The sequence below is a fragment of the Lelliottia amnigena genome (assembly GCF_019047465.1).
GTDB lineage: Bacteria > Pseudomonadota > Gammaproteobacteria > Enterobacterales > Enterobacteriaceae > Enterobacter > Enterobacter amnigenus.
Genome location: NZ_CP077236.1, coordinates 4,373,917 through 4,392,105 on the forward strand (window position 1 = coordinate 4,373,917; position 18,189 = coordinate 4,392,105).

18 protein-coding genes are annotated in these 18,189 nt (G+C 52.9%); 9 read left to right on the plus strand and 9 right to left on the minus strand.

Translation table 11 applies throughout. From position 1 onward, the window contains the following. Positions 1-153: 153 nt before the first annotated feature. From prc to I6L74_RS20700, 3 genes are all read right to left on the minus strand, one after another. The gene (gene prc, locus I6L74_RS20690; RefSeq protein ID WP_059179734.1) at positions 154-2,202 is read right to left on the minus strand and encodes a carboxy terminal-processing peptidase; all 2,049 of its coding nucleotides are present in this window, start codon (positions 2,200-2,202) and stop codon (positions 154-156) included. Positions 2,203-2,221: 19 nt separating this feature from the next. Then, the gene (gene proQ / locus I6L74_RS20695; RefSeq protein WP_059179733.1) at positions 2,222-2,905 is read right to left on the minus strand and encodes an RNA chaperone ProQ; all 684 of its coding nucleotides are present in this window, start codon (positions 2,903-2,905) and stop codon (positions 2,222-2,224) included. 97 nt (positions 2,906-3,002) lie between these two features. Beyond that, a complete protein-coding gene (locus I6L74_RS20700; RefSeq protein WP_059179732.1) occupies positions 3,003-3,500 on the minus strand; it encodes a GAF domain-containing protein in 498 nt (165 codons plus the stop codon). A gap of 129 nt (positions 3,501-3,629) precedes the next feature. Here I6L74_RS20700 and yebS point away from each other — a divergent pair, with 129 nt between their 5' ends. The 5 genes from yebS (at position 3,630) to I6L74_RS20725 (ending at position 9,674) form a co-directional block, all read left to right on the plus strand. Next, positions 3,630-4,913 carry a membrane integrity lipid transport subunit YebS gene (gene yebS, locus I6L74_RS20705; RefSeq protein ID WP_059179731.1) on the plus strand — a complete coding sequence of 428 codons (1,284 nt, stop codon included), beginning with the start codon at positions 3,630-3,632 and terminating at the stop codon, positions 4,911-4,913. Next, a complete protein-coding gene (locus tag I6L74_RS20710) occupies positions 4,882-7,515 on the plus strand; it encodes a PqiB family protein (protein ID WP_059179730.1) in 2,634 nt (877 codons plus the stop codon). The genes yebS and I6L74_RS20710 overlap by 32 nt, the downstream gene beginning before the upstream one ends. 77 nt (positions 7,516-7,592) lie before the next feature. Further along, a complete protein-coding gene (gene rsmF / locus I6L74_RS20715; protein ID WP_059179729.1) occupies positions 7,593-9,035 on the plus strand; it encodes a 16S rRNA (cytosine(1407)-C(5))-methyltransferase RsmF in 1,443 nt (480 codons plus the stop codon). 103 nt (positions 9,036-9,138) lie between these two features. Beyond that, positions 9,139-9,378: a YebV family protein gene (locus I6L74_RS20720; protein ID WP_015959408.1), complete on the plus strand. Its 240-nt coding sequence runs from the start codon at positions 9,139-9,141 to the stop codon at positions 9,376-9,378. A gap of 104 nt (positions 9,379-9,482) precedes the next feature. Beyond that, on the plus strand, positions 9,483-9,674 hold the full coding sequence (locus tag I6L74_RS20725; protein WP_015959409.1) for a YdfD/YebW family protein: 192 nt from the start codon (positions 9,483-9,485) through the stop codon (positions 9,672-9,674). On the opposite strand, the gene pphA is transcribed toward I6L74_RS20725, so the two are convergent. Then, positions 9,675-10,319, minus strand: coding sequence for a protein-serine/threonine phosphatase (pphA, locus tag I6L74_RS20730; protein ID WP_059179728.1), 645 nt, complete (start codon positions 10,317-10,319; stop codon positions 9,675-9,677). A gap of 167 nt (positions 10,320-10,486) precedes the next feature. Between pphA and I6L74_RS20735 the strand changes: the two genes are divergently transcribed. Then, positions 10,487-11,428 (plus strand): VirK/YbjX family protein, encoded by a 942-nt coding sequence (locus I6L74_RS20735; protein ID WP_059179727.1) that lies wholly within the window; start codon positions 10,487-10,489, stop codon positions 11,426-11,428. A 402-nt stretch (positions 11,429-11,830) separates the two neighbouring features. Here the strand turns inward: I6L74_RS20735 and I6L74_RS20740 are convergent, their stop codons facing one another. The 3 genes from I6L74_RS20740 to yobA are packed head-to-tail and all read right to left on the minus strand — an operon-like array spanning position 11,831 to position 13,432. Continuing rightward, positions 11,831-12,169, minus strand: coding sequence for a YebY family protein (locus I6L74_RS20740; RefSeq protein WP_059179726.1), 339 nt, complete (start codon positions 12,167-12,169; stop codon positions 11,831-11,833). 14 nt (positions 12,170-12,183) lie between these two features. Next, positions 12,184-13,056, minus strand: a complete 873-nt coding sequence (gene copD / locus I6L74_RS20745) for a copper homeostasis membrane protein CopD (RefSeq protein ID WP_059179725.1) — start codon at positions 13,054-13,056, stop codon at positions 12,184-12,186. A gap of 1 nt (position 13,057) precedes the next feature. Then, on the minus strand, positions 13,058-13,432 hold the full coding sequence (gene yobA, locus I6L74_RS20750; protein WP_059179724.1) for a CopC domain-containing protein YobA: 375 nt from the start codon (positions 13,430-13,432) through the stop codon (positions 13,058-13,060). A gap of 137 nt (positions 13,433-13,569) precedes the next feature. Here yobA and I6L74_RS20755 point away from each other — a divergent pair, with 137 nt between their 5' ends. The 3 genes from I6L74_RS20755 to exoX all read left to right on the plus strand — a co-directional run bounded on the left by I6L74_RS20755 (position 13,570) and on the right by exoX (position 15,254). Continuing rightward, the gene (locus tag I6L74_RS20755; protein WP_059179723.1) at positions 13,570-13,800 is read left to right on the plus strand and encodes a DNA polymerase III subunit theta; all 231 of its coding nucleotides are present in this window, start codon (positions 13,570-13,572) and stop codon (positions 13,798-13,800) included. A gap of 110 nt (positions 13,801-13,910) precedes the next feature. After that, entirely contained in the window at positions 13,911-14,567 is a 657-nt protein-coding gene (locus tag I6L74_RS20760; protein ID WP_059179722.1) for a carbon-nitrogen hydrolase family protein, read from the plus strand. Between the two features lie 24 nt (positions 14,568-14,591). Continuing rightward, positions 14,592-15,254, plus strand: coding sequence for an exodeoxyribonuclease X (gene exoX, locus I6L74_RS20765; RefSeq protein ID WP_059179721.1), 663 nt, complete (start codon positions 14,592-14,594; stop codon positions 15,252-15,254). Here exoX and ptrB read toward each other — a convergent pair. Further along, positions 15,236-17,311, minus strand: coding sequence for an oligopeptidase B (gene ptrB / locus I6L74_RS20770; protein ID WP_059179720.1), 2,076 nt, complete (start codon positions 17,309-17,311; stop codon positions 15,236-15,238). The two genes, exoX and ptrB, sit on opposite strands and share 19 nt — an antisense overlap. An 87-nt stretch (positions 17,312-17,398) precedes the next feature. Further along, positions 17,399-18,049, minus strand: a complete 651-nt coding sequence (locus tag I6L74_RS20775) for a tellurite resistance TerB family protein (RefSeq protein WP_059179719.1) — start codon at positions 18,047-18,049, stop codon at positions 17,399-17,401. Between the last annotated feature and the right edge of the window lie 140 nt (positions 18,050-18,189).

Consider the following 18,189-nt stretch of genomic DNA (forward strand, 5'->3'; position numbering starts at 1 on the left):
ATTACCCACATCGTATGGGTATTGTGGCTATTTTCAAGGATTCGAGCGGTGTAAGTCACCAGAAAGACACAACTTTACATTGTTTATTGGCTTACTGACGGGAGGTTGCAGAACTAAAAAAAACAGGCACAATTTCTTGTGCCTGTCGGGTCTTTATTTGACTGGAGCGGGCTGAACCGCAGGTTTGTCTTTTACCTGCTTCGCCAGGTCGAGCGCGATGTGCACCGTCTCGTCCAGATACGGATCTGGCTCCTGATAATCTTTCGGCAGATCGTCCAGTTTTTTCAGAAGCGGCTTGCCTTCGCGTTTCAAACGGTCATTGATGCGTGCCAGACGCGTTGCATCGTCTTCCGTATTCTCTTTCTCACGCTGAGCATAATTAAGAGACACGATATTCCGTTTTTCTTTCAGGGCATTGAAACGGGCAATGTCCTTCATGATGTACTGGAATTCCGGATCTTTTGCGATACGGTCATTGTGCGCTTTCAACAACTCGGGACCAAACTGGGTCATGTCACCAGATTTCACGAAGGTGGCAGCATTGATGCTGTCCCACGGCAACGCGTTATCTTCAAACTTCTCACCCGTTTCAGTCTCTTCCGTTCCTGTCGGCATCATGATATCTGGCGTCACGCCTTTACGCTGTGTACTTCCGCCATTCACGCGATAGAACTTCTGAATGGTGTACTGCACAGAACCGAGTGCAGGCCATTCCGGGCGCAGCATCTGGTCGTAAATGCGATTCAGGGAGCGGTACTGCTGTACCGTGCCTTTACCGAAAGTCGGTTCGCCGACAATCAACGCGCGACCATAATCCTGCATCGCAGCGGCAAAGATTTCAGAGGCGGACGCGCTAAAGCGGTCAACCAGCACCACCAGCGGGCCTTTGTAATACACAACGCCGTCGGTATCCGCATCTTCACGCACTTTGCCATTGTTATCACGTACCTGGACAACCGGTCCAGACGGGATAAACAGGCCAGAAAGTGAAACGGCTTCTGTCAGAGCCCCCCCGCCATTGGTCCGCAGGTCGATGATCACGCTACTGACATTCTGCTTTTCAAGCTTCTGCAGTTGCACTTTCACATCGTCTGTCAAACCGACGTAGAAACCAGGAATATCGAGAACGCCGACTTTTTCTTTGCCAACGGTTTTCACTGACATTTTCACCGCGCGATCTTCAAGACGAATACGCTCGCGAGTCAGTGTCACAGTTTTGGTCTTCGTACCTTTACCGGCAGGCAGGATCTCAAGGCGGACCTTGCTTCCTTTCGGGCCTTTGATAAGGGCAACCACATCATCAAGGCGCCAGCCGATCACATCGACCATGCCCTGACCCGTCTGACCAACGCCAACAATTCGGTCGCCCACACCAATGGATTTACTCTTCGCCGCAGGACCACCCGCGACCATGGAGTTAATCACCGTGTAATCTTCATCCATCTGCAGCACTGCGCCAATACCTTCCAGAGACAGGCTCATTTCAGTATTGAACTGTTCAGTGTTACGCGGAGAAAGATAATTGGTGTGCGGATCGATTTCGTGGGCAAACGCGGTCATCGCCAGCGAGAATACATCTTCACTGTTGGTTTGCGCCAAACGACGAATGGCCGATTTGTAGCGACGCGTCAGCGTTTCTCGGATCTCTTTCTCGTCTTTACCCGTGAGTTTCAGGCTCAGTTCATCGAACTTAACCTTACCGTCCCACAGCGCATTCAGCTCAGCTTCCGTTTTTGGCCACGGCGCCTTGCTGCGATCGAGATTAAAGTTGTCGTTGCCGGTAAAGTCCATTGGACGTTCCAGCACTTTAAGCGCGTATTGATAACGTTCAAAACGACGCTTCTGAGATTGGTTATACAGATCGTAGAACAGATCGAGTTTACCGCTGCGCAGCTCGTCGCCGACATCGGTTTTACGTTTTGCAAATTGTTCAATATCACTTGCCAGCAGCACATTATGGCTGTAATCCAGCAGGTTCAGGTATCGATCGAAGATTTTGGCCGAAAAGGCCTGATCGAGATCGAACTGACGATAGTGCGAACGGGTGAAACGCGACGTCACGCGCTCACTCACCGTTGCGTGCTGAGTCTCTTCCTTTAATACCGGAATTTGATCGGCCCGCGTAATATCGTCCGCAGCGAAGGCGTGGCCTGTTATTGCTAACAGGCCAGCCAGTGCGGTGATCTTAAAAAGAGTGTTCATGCCAGGCTTGGCCTCCGTTTCAGAACACCAGGTGTTCTGCGCGTACAATCATTGACATGCCAGAAGTCAGCTGCACACGAACGCCATCTTTGGTGATTTCGAGTACGGTGGCATCCATCGCATTGTTACCCGCTTTCACCTTGAGAGACTGACCGACGCTCAGCGCGTTGATGTCAGAAACCGGAGTGTGGCGTTGTTCTTCACGAGCTGCAGGTTGTGCTTTAGCCGCTGGCTTATCTGCACGCGGTTTGCGCTCGCTATTTTCGTTACGACGCGGAGCAGGACGCGGTTTGCGTTCACGACGTGGTGCTTCTTCACCATTCGCCGCGGCAGCTTCGCGTTTTTTCGCCTGCTGCTCAGCACGCTGTGCCTGAACACGCGCTTTCGCTTCTTCAAGCTGTTTACGGGCATGCTCAACATGCTGCTCGTCCAGCTCACCACAAGGGTTGCCGTCGAGATCGACACGCGTCGCGCCCAGCTTGATACCGTAAAGGTAACGCCAGCTTGAAGTATAAAGACGTAAGGCAGAGCGAAGTTGGGTTTTACTGAGACTCATCTCACCCTCAACGCGTGCTACCAGATCCTGAAAAATACCAATTTTCAGGGGGCGAGCTTCGCCTTCAGCACTGAAACACTGTGGGAAACGCTCTGCCAGAAAGGCGATAACTTCTTTGCTACTATTCAACTTAGGTTGATTTTCCATGAAATTTCCTGATTACAACGGACGTTGCCAATAAGCCGCAGGCATGAACAGGCGACATTATAATGACGCCATCCGTAAATGCTACGTTATCCGTTGATTATCCTGCGACGCTCGCAAAGAATTTTTGATAATCGGTCGCGTTTAATACGTTTTCCAGATTTGCGACTAACTCGCGAAGGCCCTGCTCATCTTCTTCAGTGAAGCGGCCAAACGCGGTACTGTCGATATCCAGAACGCCAATAATCTGATTTTTTACGCTAAGCGGCAGAACGATTTCGGCATTACTCGCCGAATCGCATGCAATATGTCCGTCGAAGGCATGTACATCTTCAACGCGCTGGACCTGATTTTGAGCAACCGCCGTACCGCATACGCCCCGACCTACCGGGATTCGCACGCACGCCAGCTTGCCCTGGAACGGTCCGAGTACCAGCGTATTCCCTTCCAGAAGGTAAAACCCCGCCCAGTTCACATCCGACAAACGTTCAAACAGCAACGCGCTGGTGTTAGCCAGAGTCGCTAAAAAACTGGTCTCACCTGTCATCAATGCCTGGAAATCGCGGTTAAGATCCGCGTAGAATTCTGTTTTGTTCATTAATCAATCACTTGGTTGTCTACAAAATGTGTGCATAGCCTTTTTAACTAAACATTAAATGCTTTCATTCTCAAGATGAATCCCAAGATGAGTTAATATAACGTTAATTAATCCTTTTATGCGCGACTAATGGCTCTCAATAATCCGAAAATTACGCCAGCAAGGAAGATCACTGTCCACTCGGTCAGCGATGCGCTACCGCGTGCACATTATCAGCGTTGCCCGCAGTGCGATACGCTTTTTATGTTGCCGAAGATGAAATCGCACCAGAGCGCCTATTGCCCTCGCTGCGACGCCAAAATCCGTGACGGACGCGACTGGTCATTGACGCGACTGGCTGCAATGGCTGTCACCATGATTTTGCTGATGCCGTTTGCATGGAGCGAACCGTTGCTCAAGCTTTATCTGCTTGGCGTGCGGATCGACGCAAATCTGCTACAAGGTATATGGCAGATGACGCAGCAAGGCGATCCTCTGACGGGAGCAATGGTGCTGTTTTGCACCGTCGGCGCCCCGGTGGTCCTGGTCGTTGCCATTGCGTATCTCTGGTTCGGCAATATTTTAGGCATGAATCTGCGCCCGGTCCTGCTGATGCTGGAGAAGCTCAAAGAGTGGGTGATGCTGGATATCTATCTGGTCGGCATCGGAGTAACGTCCATCAAAGTGCAGGATTACGCTTTCTTACAGCCGGGTATCGGGCTTTTTGCCTTCATCGCGCTTGTGCTGCTAAGCATCCTGACGCTGATTCACCTGAATGTGGAACAGCTGTGGGAGCGCTTCTATCCCCAGCGCCCTGCGACGCGCCCCGATCCTAATCTCAGGGCATGCCTGGGTTGCCACTTTACCGGATTACCTGATGCCCGGGGCCGCTGCCCTCGCTGTCACATTCCGTTGCGCCTGCGCCGCAAGCACAGTTTGCAAAAATGTTGGGCCGCGTTGATCGCCTCGATTGTGTTCCTGCTGCCGGCGAATCTCCTGCCAATCTCAGTGATTTACCTTAACGGCGGACGACAGGAGGACACCATTATGTCTGGCATTATCTCCCTGGCGCACAGCAACTTTGCAGTGGCCGGTGTCGTGTTTATTGCCAGTATTTTGGTGCCATTTACCAAAGTCATTGTCATGTTTACCTTGCTCATCAGCATTCAGTTTAAGTGTGAACAAGGGCTACGGGCACGTATTTTGCTTTTACGCTTCGTCACGTGGATTGGCCGCTGGTCGATGTTGGATTTGTTTGTTATTTCGTTGATGATGTCGCTGATCAATCGCGATCAGTTACTTGCTTTTACTATGGGACCCGCGGCTTTTTATTTCGGCTCTGCGGTGATATTGACTATTCTTGCAGTGGAATGGCTGGATAGCCGCTTACTTTGGGATGCACATGAGTCAGGAAACGCCCGCTTCGCCGACTGAAGCGAGAATTAAAACAAAACGCCGTATTTCGCCTTTCTGGCTACTCCCTGTTATCGCACTGATGATAGCGGGCTGGCTTATCTGGACGAGTTACGAAGATCGCGGTAATACCGTTACGATTGACTTCCAGACCGCCGACGGCATTGTCGCCGGGCGAACACCCGTGCGCTTCCAGGGCGTTGAAGTGGGCACGGTCCAGGATATCCGGCTTGGTAAGGATCTGAATAAAATCGAGGTTCGCGTCAGCATCAAAGCCGATATGAAGGATGCGCTGCGCAGTGAAACCCAGTTCTGGCTGGTCACGCCAAAAGCGTCTCTGGCGGGCGTGTCCGGACTGGATGCACTGGTGGGCGGGAACTACATCGGCATGATGCCAGGTAAAGGTGAGCCTCAGGAACACTTTACCGCGCTGGATACGCAGCCTAAATACCGGCTGAATAACGGCGATCTGATGATTCAGCTCCATTCGCCGGATTTGGGCTCGCTCAACAGCGGTTCGCTGGTCTATTTCCGCAAAATCCCGGTCGGACGCGTCTATGACTACGCCATTAATCCGAATAAACAAGGCGTCACGATTGATGTGCTGATCGAGCGTCGATTCACTTCGCTTGTCAAAAAAGGCAGTCGTTTCTGGAATGTTTCAGGCGTGGATGCTGACGTCAGTTTGAGCGGCGCAAAAGTGAAGCTCGAAAGCCTGGCAGCACTTGTTAACGGTGCCATCGCCTTCGACTCACCAGAGGGTTCAAAACCTGCCGAGGTAGATGATAATTTCGGTCTCTATGCCGATCTGGCCCACAGCCAGCGCGGCGTGATCGTCAAACTGGCACTGCCGGACGCAAAAGGTCTGAAAGCGGGCTCTACGCCGCTGATGTATCAAGGTTTACAGGTTGGTCAGCTCACGAAATTGACGCTGAATCCGGGCGGTTCGGTAACCGGTGAAATGACCGTTGACCCAAGCGTTGTCGATCTGCTTCGCGAGGGAACACGTCTTGAGCTTCGCAATCCAAAACTCTCGCTCAGCGACGCCAACATTAGCAGTCTGCTGACAGGCAGCACCTTTGAGCTAATTCCCGGTGATGGGAAACCCAACAATAATTTTGTCATTGCCCCAGCGGACAAAGCCCTGCTGCAAAAACCCGGCGTGATGACGCTGACCCTCAATGCCCCCGAAAGCTACGGTATCGAAGCGGGCCAGCCGTTGCTGTTACATGGCGTGCAGGTGGGCCAGGTTCTTGAACGCAAGTTGACGGAAGATGGGGTGATTTTCTCCGTTGCGGTCGATCCGCAATACCGCGATTTAGTGCATGGCGATAGCAAATTTGTGGTTAACAGCCGCGTGGATGTCAAAGTTGGGTTCGACGGGGTCGAGTTCCTTGGCGCGAGCGCAGGCGAATGGCTAAGCGGCGGCATCCGTATCCTGCCGGGTCAGAAAGGGGAAATGCGCGAAGCCTATCCGCTGTATGCCAATCTGGATAAAGCGATCGAAAACAGCATGAGCGACCTGCCAACCACCACCTTAACGCTCAGCGCTGATACGCTGCCTGACGTTCAGGCCGGTTCTGTCGTTTTATATCGCAAGTTTCAGGTGGGCGAAATCATCACCGTGCGGCCGCGTGCCAATGCCTTTGATATCGAACTGCATATTAAACCGGAATATCGCAACTTACTTACCGCCAACAGCGTGTTCTGGGCAGAAGGTGGGGCAAAAGTGCAGCTCAATGGTAGCGGGCTGACCGTGCAAGCGGCTCCCCTCTCCCGTGCACTGCGCGGTGCTATCAGCTTCGATAACTTGAGCGGTGCGGGTGCCAACCAGCGTAAAGGCGATAAACGTATTCTGTATCCGTCTGAAACCGCCGCACGTGCGGTTGGCGGCCAGATTACGCTGCACGCCTTTGATGCGGGTAAGCTCGCCGAAGGAATGCCGATTCGCTATTTAGGGATTGATATCGGTCAAATCCAGAAACTGACGTTGATCACCGCGCGCAATGAAGTGCAGGCTACGGCGGTACTTTATCCGGAATACGTGCAGAACTTTGCCCGGACGGGGACACGCTTCTCGGTCGTCACGCCGCAGATTTCTGCAGCGGGCGTTGAGCATCTGGACACCATCCTGCAGCCTTATATCAACGTTGAACCGGGCAGCGGTAAGGCGCGTCGTGACTTTGAACTGCAGGAAGCGACGATTACCGACTCGCGTTATCTTGACGGGTTGAGCATTGTGGTCGAAGTGCCAGAAGCGGGCTCCATGAGCATCGGTACGCCAGTGTTGTTCCGCGGTATCGAGGTCGGGACCGTCACGGGTTTGACGTTGGGCACCCTGTCGGATCGCGTGATGGTCGGGCTGCGCATCAGCGAACGCTTCCAGCATCTGGTTCGCAACAACTCAGTCTTCTGGCTGGCGTCGGGCTATTCGCTGGACTTCGGTCTGACCGGCGGCGTAGTGAAAACCGGGACATTTAACCAGTTCATTCGCGGCGGTATCGCCTTCGCCACCCCGCCAGGCACACCGCTCGCGCCGAAAGCGCAGACGGGGAAACATTTCCTGTTGCTCGAGAGTGAACCGAAAGAGTGGCGTGAGTGGGGAACCGCACTGCCACGTTAATCCCACAGGCTCCGGTGTCAACGCGCCGGAGCCTTTATGCTACACTGCGCGCCTGAACTATTCCCAGTGGTGTGTCCGTGGCTCAAAACTCCGTATTTTTTCCTGACGAATTCCTGGCGCAAATGCGCGAGGCGCTTCCCGCTCATCTTTCTTTTGATGACTTTATTGCAGCCTGCCAGCGTCCTTTGCGCCGCAGCATTCGCGTAAATACATTAAAAATCAGCGTGCCGGATTTCCTGACGCTGGTGTCTCCGTATCGCTGGCAGTTGACACCCGTTCCATGGTGCGCAGAAGGTTTCTGGATTGAACGCGAAGATGAAGACGCCCTGCCGCTCGGGAGCACGGCCGAACATTTAAGCGGGCTGTTTTATATTCAGGAAGCCAGCTCGATGTTGCCGGTTGCCGCCTTGTTTGCAGACGATAATCAACCCACTCGGGTGATGGATGTTGCCGCTGCGCCGGGTTCGAAAACCACCCAAATTGCCGCGCGAATGGGCAATCGGGGCGTTATTCTGGCAAATGAATTCTCTGCCAGCCGGGTCAAAGTGTTACACGCTAACATCAGCCGCTGCGGGATCAGCAATGTCGCCCTGACCCACTTTGATGGACGTGTTTTCGGTGCCGCTTTGCCGGAATCCTTCGATGCCATTCTGCTGGATGCGCCGTGTTCCGGTGAAGGCGTGGTTCGTAAAGATCCCGACGCCCTTAAAAACTGGTCCGTTGCCAGTAATCTTGAGATTGCCGCCACCCAGCGCGAGCTTATCGACAGCGCGTTTCATGCGCTGCGTCCCGGCGGAACGCTGGTTTACTCTACCTGCACGTTGAACCGTGACGAAAACGAATCAGTGTGCCTGTGGCTCAAAGCGCAATACCCGCAAGCCGTCGAATTTCTGCCGTTAGATTCGCTTTTCGCCTCCGCAACAGAGGCGATGACGCCTGAAGGTTTCTTGCACGTTTTCCCGCAGATATTCGACTGCGAAGGTTTCTTCGTTGCGCGCTTGCGTAAAACGGCGGCCATTGCGCCATTACCTGCACCGAAATACAAAGTCGGTCACTTCCCGTTCGCCCCGCTCAAAGGGCGCGAAACGGCACAGATTGTCGCTGCCGCGCAAAAAGCAGGGCTTAACTGGAATGATAATTTACGTCTCTGGCAACGCGATAAAGAGATCTGGCTCTTCCCGGTGGATGTCGAAACGATGATCGGTAAAGTACGATTCTCCCGCATCGGCATGCGATTAGCAGAAGTGCATAATAAAGGCTATCGCTGGCAGCATGAGGCCGTGATCGCGCTGGCCAATGACGAAAACACGTTTGCGCTGACCCACACAGAAGCCGAAGAGTGGTATCGCGGACGCGATGTTTACCCTGAGCTCACGCCCACGCGTGACGAAGTGGTGGTTACTTATCAGGGATTTCCGTTAGGGCTGGCGAAGAAAATCGGCTCCAGGCTGAAAAACAGCTATCCGCGAGAACTGGTTCGTGATGGTCGCTTGTTTACCGGCCACGAGAGCGCCAATTAAAAAACCGCACATTTTCACTGGCACTTCTGCTCTCCTGCGCTACGCTAAAAAATGGACGATCACACTGGTCGAACCAGATTTTCAGCGAACTGCGGAGAGCATTATGACGAAAACCAACGTGCGTATCGGCGCATTTGAAATCGACGATGCCGAGTTACAAGGCGATAATCAAGGCGATCGAACGTTAACCATTCCGTGTAAATCCGATCCGGATTTATGTATGCAGCTTGATGCCTGGGATGCGGACACCAGTGTTCCAGCGATCCTTGATGGCGAACATTCCGTTCTATACCGTGAGCACTACGATCAACAGTCCGATGCCTGGGTCATGCGACTTGCCTGATTCAAAAAGAACCCGCCCAAAGGCGGGTTATTTATCCCCTCAAATTTCCCCTGCGATAAATCATCCCCTACACTGATAGTCTGGAAGCCAGATCAGAGGATGAGATGTTTGCACTGGTACTTTTTGTTTGTTACCTGGATGGCGGCTGTGATGACATCGTTATTGATGTTTACAACACCGAATGGCAATGCGTGGCGTCGAAGAAAGAACAGCGAATTCGCCATGGCGGTTGCTATCCTGTCGAAGATTTTATCGACGGATTCTGGTCACCCGCACAGGAATACAGCGACTTTTAATTACTGTAATTGAGCCAGCGTCAACGTGCCACCGAACACAGCACCCGTGTCGATATAGTGCAGGTTGTGAAAGTCGCTGCGTTTGTTGAGTGGTGTATGGCCAAACCAGAAATGGTCAGCGCCAGAAATCCCTTCGCCCTCTCCGTTCAGTAAACGGGTTAAACGCTCTCGATTCCACAACACGCGATGGAGGCTGACCGGTTTATCCCAAAGGTAAACCGAAGAGGGGTAATCAGCGTGCGCAATGACATTCCGTCCGTTTGCACAGGTTATTTCAATAATATGCGGTAATTCCCGGCACGCCTGGAGTAATGCCATTGCGTTTATTTTTTGCGAAGACGTCAGGCGAGAAAACCATATACCGCCATTTATCGTCCAGAGTGCAAAATCATTATTTTCGAGCGCATCCAACGCCATTTGTTCATGATTTCCCCGTACCGCCAGGAACCATTTTTCCTGTGTCAGTTGCAGGCATTTTACGCTATCCGGCCCGCGATCGATAAGGTCACCGACGGAAATAAGCAAATCCTCATCTGGATTAAAACCGCGCTGAGTTAATTCATCAATCAGCCGCTGGTAGCAACCATGAATATCGCTCACCACCCAGATATGCCGCCATTTTTTGCCATCGAATGATTTATACATAGCGCCTCCTTTAAAAGTATAGCGTGCTAAATCATTTAAAAAGCGCGTTGGGTGATGTTGCCAATATCAATCATGGTTAAACGAAGCCGAAATAAAGGTTTAGCAAATCTTAAATCATCCTCTTCAGGACCTTAGAATAGACAAAGAATTCTAATGAGGTCTCCATCGTGTCAAACACCAGCCTGCAAATCGATGTGCCTGAAGCACAACCCGTCAATATTATTTCCTCGCTGATCAACGGCCAGCTTATTCCTGGCGCGATCTGGAGGAAGCGTGACTATCGTCTTAAATTCCTTCTGCGCTCATTGCTGTTCTGGTCTTCGACCAACCACATGTTGACAGCGCTGTCACGACGGACCGATTTTGACAAGCTGCTGGCCGCACAGATCACGTTGCCGAGTAAAACGCATCGGCAGTATCTGACACGCGGAATCGGTGCTAAAGCGCGTGCTGAGGCGGTCATTCACCACTATGAATGGCTGGACGCGTTACCTGATGCAGAGCTGAAAAACGCCCTAACCCATCAAACCGCGCAGCCCGTTGTGCATTTTCAGGCAAAGGATGACGTGGGCTTTACCGTGTTTGCGTCAACCGCAAGCAAAGCAGAGCGCGAAGGCGAAAGCACGCTTTGGCTACGCGATAATGAAGACACGCTGCTGGCTAGCCTGACATTCAGCGTTGTGCCGGAAGGCGACCATTCAGCGCTGGTTATCGGTGGGCTTCAGGGTCCGCGCAGAGGCGTGACGCGTGACGCGATCAAAAAAGCGACCCGAGCTTGCCACGGCCTGTTCCCAAAACGCGTGCTGATGGAAGTCATTTTTAATCTCGTCGCTAAAAGTGACATTAAAGCTATTTACGGCGTCAGTGATGAAGGCCACGTGTTCCGCGCCCTGCGCTATCGCCTGAGCAAAGGCCGTCACTTCCACGCCAGCTATGATGAATTCTGGGCGTCTATCGACGCTAAAAAAATCTCCTCATTCCGCTGGGCGTTACCGTTAGCAATGGAACGTAAGTCGCTTGAGAGCATCGCCAGTAAAAAGCGTGCGGAATACCGTCGTCGCTTTGGTCTGCTGGATGAGATCGCGGAGTGCGTTAACGCGCGGTTTTAACCGGAAGGCGGCTTTCGTCGCAGTCATACATAAATTTAACAAAACGGCCAAAAAGCGCTGGACTTTCGCCTGCCGGATTGTGGTATGGTTAAAAGAGAAGCACAGGACGCTCTTCTGCTGAAGCTCATAATGGGAAATGAGTTCATTATCATGCAGATAAAAAGAGACCGAATACGATTCCTGTATTCGGTCCAGGGAAATGGCTCTTGGGATAGAGCCGTGCGCTAAAAGTTGGCATTAATGCAGGCTAACTACGCCTGACACTCTAAGAATAGATGACGACGCCAGGTTTTCCAGTCCGCGACTAAAGTGGTCAGAAAAAAAGCGTTAGATCATCCCAAAACAAAAAAACCGCAACGCTTTCGAAAGAAGCCTGCGGTTTTTTTATTGGAAACGCGTGGTCTAACAGAGCGTATCGGCGCGCTCGATAAAGGGCGCAAGACTCATCTTCTGGCTCGGGTTTGCCGGGTCATCAATCTGAATAACGCCGATCGGTTGTCCCTTGCTTTGACCGCTGGCTACCTGCTTTTCTGCCACATCGTTAAGTGGATATTGCACCAGCGTGCTGGGGTTAATCGCGTACAGGGCATGGCCTGGACGGCAGGTGAGCATGACCTCTTCCCGATTGAAAGCCCATTTGTCTTTACCCACTTCGAAGCGACTCACGGTAATCACCTGCGGGGCAGCAAACGCGGAACTGGCACATGCCAGCAATAAAAGTGAAAGCACTGTTTTTTTCATAACGTTAAACCTTGTCAGAAAGGCTCCCAGGTGGCGAAAAGACTGACTACTGCCAGCACCAGCGCCCCTAATACAACCTCAGCCTGTGTCATCCAGATAAAAAATTGTTGCTCACGCCCGGCATCAGGGCGGAATCGTGGCACCAGAACATACCGATTCACCAGCGCAATGGCTACCATTAGCGCCACCAGCGCACTTTTGAACAAAAGCATCTGCCCATATTCCGTGCGCCATGGCAGGGTTATTCCGAGGATCAACAGCATGTTAACGATACCGGATAAAATCACACCCGCCACCGCGTAGTGACCCATCCGGGAAAAACGCATCATGGTATAAATGGCCGGATTGCGCCAGCGTCCCTTAGCCAGACGCAGACAAAAAATGAGCGGCAGCAGCGCGCCAACCCACATTGCTGCACAAAGCAGATGAATTGCATGATTGACGCGTTGTAAAACGCCCTGTGCGCCGTCATGCATCGCCGCATGTCCGACACCCGCCAGAAGCACGAACTGACCGGCTGCCAGCAATAATAACAGCCGCGCACTTTTGATTGGGGCAATCCACGCCGCACATGCGGTCAGCACGGCAAAAACAATCTGCCACAGCCAGACGCTGCCAAACTGGGTACTGGCAACCGCCATCCAAACTTCAGGACGGAAAACGTCAGCCCAGCCATCGCCCATTAAGCCGCCCTGCGTCGCCAGCATCAGCACCGCTGACACAAGACTCGCGATGGCAGCGATTTTTTGCTGCCGCTGAAAGCGACGCGTCATCAGACGCTGCAACGAGGAAGGCGCCAGCCACGCGCAATACAACGCGTTACCGAAAATCAGCATTAGCGCGGCGAAGTGCACAAAGCGCAGGGCGACGTAGCTGAATGCCAGCATGTTATTTCACGCTGAAGTGATAACTGCCTTTGGTTTTGTGGCCGTCAACGGACACTACATGCCAATCCACCTGATAGGTCCCCGGGGTTAATGCTTGCTCAAGCGGGGCGATGAGCTGAGTTTTATCATTTTCAGCCCGTTTCACCGTTCCGACTTTAATGATTTGCTGCTTATCACCCGTAATCGAAATGCCGCTAAATTTTGGTTCAATACCTTCCGAAAAATTCAGCGTGAGCGCCTGCGGCGCGGCGACAACTTCCGCGTCAGCAGCGGGATATTGATGTTTCAGATGCGCGTGCGCCAGCGCTGCGGGAGCCGTCACAATGGCAAGTACAAAGGTCAGTGCGCAAGCCGCGCGGGATGCGGTAAATACCATATCAATCATTCCTTTTGGTTATGTCTATATGACAGAGGATAACGCTGTATAATATCTGAGTCGAGGATCATCCTCCGGTGGCTTGTCAACGACAGGTAACCGCGGTAACGTTGGCGCCGCAAAAACAGGAGAAGAGAATGAAGATTAATCTGGCGGCCCTTCCTCAGGACGAAATGGATAAAGTTAATATCGATTTGGCGGCGGCAGGCGTGGCCTTTAAAGAGCGCTATAACATGCCTGTCATTGCCGAAGTGGTCGAGCGCGAACAGCCCGCTCATCTGCGCGACTGGTTTCGCGAACGACTGATTGCGCATCGCCTCGCCTCCGTGACGCTGTCGCGCTTACCTTACGAACCTAAAGTTAAGTAAACGCTTCATCTGGTGACATTTCCTTACAGGGATTGTGGCAGGATAAGAAAACCCTGAAGTATTCAGGTGTATTATCGAATCTCTGCGACGAAGTGTATAAGGAAATCACGATGTCTCCATGGAATGTTGCCGCCGCTCAGTACACCCCAGGTCGTCAGGGCATTGACGCCCACGTTCAACACCACCTGCGCTTTATCGACGCAGCTGCCCGCCAACAGTGCCATTTACTGGTCTTTCCAGAACTCTCATTGACGGGCCCTGCTAATGAGAGTGGTCTATTGGTCGCCCCGCCCAGTGAGCACGATTTGGCGCCTGTCGTTCGCGCCGTTCACACGCACAACATGACGGTGATCGCCGGTGTAACGCTCAACAGTGAAGGGATTCGCCAGAAAGGCGTGGCGCTGTTTTCCCCTAAAATGGCCAAACCGGTGTGCTATCAACAGGGCAGCGGTGCGTACCTGTCCGCAAACGCTCCGCACCTGCTCATCGTTGAGAACAAAGCAGAACTCCCTCCTGTCGATCCGCTGGCCGCATTATTTACCAGCAGTCAGGCAATCGGTGAAACGCGATGCCGCGACTCGATTAGCCGTTTGCAGCGTTTCGCCCATAAATACGCTATCGCCGTGCTGATGGCGAATGCTCACGGGAACAGCGCGCTGTGGGATGCGAGCGGCCAATTAATTGTTCGCGCGGATAAAGGCGAACTCTTATTAACGGGTTCCTGGGGTAAGCAGGGTTGGCAAGGTGATATCATTCCATTACGCTAAACGTTTTAAGGCCAGGAGCGAGCCATGCTGCGTGTCATCGATACCGAAACCTGCGATCTGCAGGGCGGAATTGTCGAGGTCGCGTCTGTTGACGTCATCAACGGACAGATAGTTAACCCGATGAGCCACCTGGTTCGTCCCGATCGTCCTATCAGCCCTCAGGCGATGGCGATCCATCGCATCACTGAATCGATGGTGGCCGATAAACCGTGGATTGAAGAGGTGATCCCGAACTACTACGGCAGCACATGGTATGTCGCGCATAACGCGAGCTTTGACCGCCGTGTATTGCCCGAAATGCCCGGGGAATGGATCTGCACCATGAAGCTGGCGCGGCGCTTATGGCCGGGGATTAAATACAGCAATATGGCGCTGTATAAATCCCGCAAGCTGAGCGTGAAAACGCCGGAAGGTCTCCATCATCACCGCGCACTCTATGATTGCTATATCACGGCAGCATTGCTCATCGATATCATGAATAACTCGGGATGGACGCCGGATGAGATGGCGACCATCACCGGCCGCCCGGCGCTGTTGACGACCTTTACCTTCGGTAAATATCGTGGGAAAGCGGTGTCAGAAGTGGCAGAGCGCGATCCGGGATATTTGCGCTGGTTATACAACAACCTCGACCGCATGAGCCCGGAGCTGCGCCTGACGCTGCGCCATTATCTGGACGAAACCTGATCGGCTGAATGGCCTTGCAAAGTCCCCTGCGCAAGGCCAATGATAAAGGCATATTCCAGCGCCACCCCTTCATAAGATTTAAAGCGGCCGGATTTACCGCCATGCCCGGAATCCATATCCGTGCAGAGCAGCAGTAAATTATCGTCCGTTTTCACTTCGCGCAGTTTCGCCACCCATTTTGCTGGCTCCCAGTATTGCACCTGGGAATCATGCAGGCCAGTCGTCACCAGCATATGAGGATAGGCTTTGGGCTCTACGTTATCGTACGGGCTGTATTCCTTCATGTAGCGATAATAGGTTTCATCCTGCGGATTGCCCCACTCCTCAAACTCGCCGGTGGTTAAGGGGATCGACTCATCCAGCATGGTGGTCACCACGTCGACAAAAGGCACTTGCGCGACAATGCCCTTGAATCGTTCCGGGCGCTGGTTGATCACTGCCCCCATGAGCATCCCGCCCGCGCTGCCGCCCATGCCAAAGCACAGATCAGGATCGCCGTAGCCTTTCGCGATGAGATCGTCGCAAACGTCGAGATAGTCGTTAAAGGTATTTTTCTTCTTCAGGAACTTGCCGTCTTCGTACCACTGCTGCCCCAGCTCACCGCCGCCGCGGATGTGCGCAATGGCATACACAAATCCCCGGTCGAGCAGGCTCAGACGGCTGCTACTGAAATCCGCATCCATGCTTGATCCGTACGAGCCGTAGCCGTAAACCAGCAGGGGATTTTTGCCTTTGCGGAAATGATCTTTGTGATACACCAATGACACCGGCACTTCCACGCCGTCGCGAGCCGTCACCCACAGGTGTTCACTGCGGTAATGGCTGGCGTCAAACCCGGTGACTTCCGCCTGTTTGATCACCTTCCGCTGTCCGGTATCCATATCCAGTTCAAACAGCGTGTCCGGCGTGGTCATTGATGAATAGCCGTAGCGTAGCCGCGAAGACTCTGGTTCGGGATTGTTGCCAATCCACGTCACGTAAGCCGGATCGTCAAAGGCAATACCGACCACGTCGTGCGTTTTGCGGTTTATTTGACGAATGCTGGTCAGCCCGCGCTGGCGTTCTTCAACCACCAGCCAGTCGGTGAACAGGGTAAACCCTTCCAGCATGACCTGATCGCGAGCCGGGATCAGCACTTCCCATTTACGTTCATCACGCACTTTGGTTTTGTACAGGCCAAAGTTTTTACCTTCGCGGTTAGAGCGCAGATAGAAAGAGTGCTGGAAGTGATCGAGACTGTATTCGTGGTCTTTACGGCGCGGCAAGAAACAGAGCGGCTGGGCATCGGGCAATTCGGCATCCAGCAGCAGCACTTCCGTGGTGGTCGCACTGCCCAGCGAGATAATCACATAGTGTTTCGAGGTGGTTTTATGCAGACTGACGTAAAACGTCTCGTCTTTTTCTTCATACACCAGCTCATCGCTATCCGAGGAAGTACCCACCGTATGGCGCCACACCTGATATGGCAGCAACGTCAACGCGTGTTTTTTGACGTAATACACCGTTTCTGAATCATTTGCCCAGACGAAGGCAGACGAGACGTTATCCAGCATCTCCGGATACCAGTTCCCGGTCTCCAGATTGCGGAATCGCAGCCCATATTGCCGCCGAGAAAGATAATCCTCCGCCAACGCCATAATGGTGTTATCAGGCGAAATGCCCATCCCGCCGAGGGTATAGAATTCGCTGTGCGCAGCGCGCTGATTGGCATCAAGCAGGATTTCCCAGTCGTCCCACTCGGCGCTCAATACCGACTGGCGTTGATAAATAGCGTATTCGTTGCCCGGTTCGTAGATGTGACGATAGCGGTAACCGTTTCGGGTCCAGGGCGCAGAGACATCACGCTGCGGTTCGCGCGCGACCATTTCCGCCAACAGTTCATCCTGCAACGCCTGCTGAGAAGCCATGACCCGTCGGCCATAGTCATTTTCCTGGTGAAGGTAGTCGAGAACCTCTGGCTGCGAGCGCGAATCGTCCCGCAGCCAATAGTAATTATCGATGCGCGTGTCACCGTGAGTGGTGAGCGCTTTTGGAATACGTCGGGCTTTTGGCAGCATATCAGTGTTTCTTTTATGTTTTACACCCTATAAGGGTGGCAAAACACACGCATGATGCAAGCGAAACGTGACAGCCGCAGGCGAAATTTACCCCGGTAATGCCTGTTTTTGCGCCTGAATATCCTTTTCGATGCCTTCGCGAACATCGTGCGGAATTTTAAGCGCGTCACCCAGCGCATTCAGATAGCTGCGTTCCATAAAGTGATCGATGTCGATGGCCGCACAGCTGAGGAAGTACAGCTCAAGCGCTTCCTCTTCGTTTTTCACACTTTGCGCCAGACGCACGGGATCCAGCGGCTGTTCAATCGCCTGGGCGACTAACGCTCTACCCTGCTCTTCAACGCCCGCTTCCTGCATCTGCTGCTCAATGGCGGTGCGCTCCTGGTCGTCGATGTGTCCGTCGCTTTTAGCAGCAAAGACCAGCGCCAGAATTAACCGCTCGGTACGCACATCGATTGGCGACGTGTGTTGTCCAAACTGGGGTTCGCCCTGATGGGCCGTTCGGACTTTATCCTTGTATTTATTCCAGAGCACCGTTCCGGCAATGGCGCCTCCACCGGCTAACAGTGCGCCGGTGCCATATTTGGCCAACAGCTTTCGCGAGGATTTGTTCGCCACCAATAAACCTGCCAGACCACCCAGCGCACCCGGTACCAGTAGCTTGCTCAGTCCCTGCTCGCCGGATGATGACGCCTTTTGATCTAACATCGACTGCAATTGATTTAACCAGCCTGACATATTTTTCCCCACTTATCCGTTTACAATGATCACAGCCTAAGCGAGGTGATGTCAGGAAATGTCTGTCCGTGCAAAAGAAGCGCAAATTTCCTCGCCCGGCAGCATTCCCTTCCCCTGATGAAGACATACGCAAACGTTTT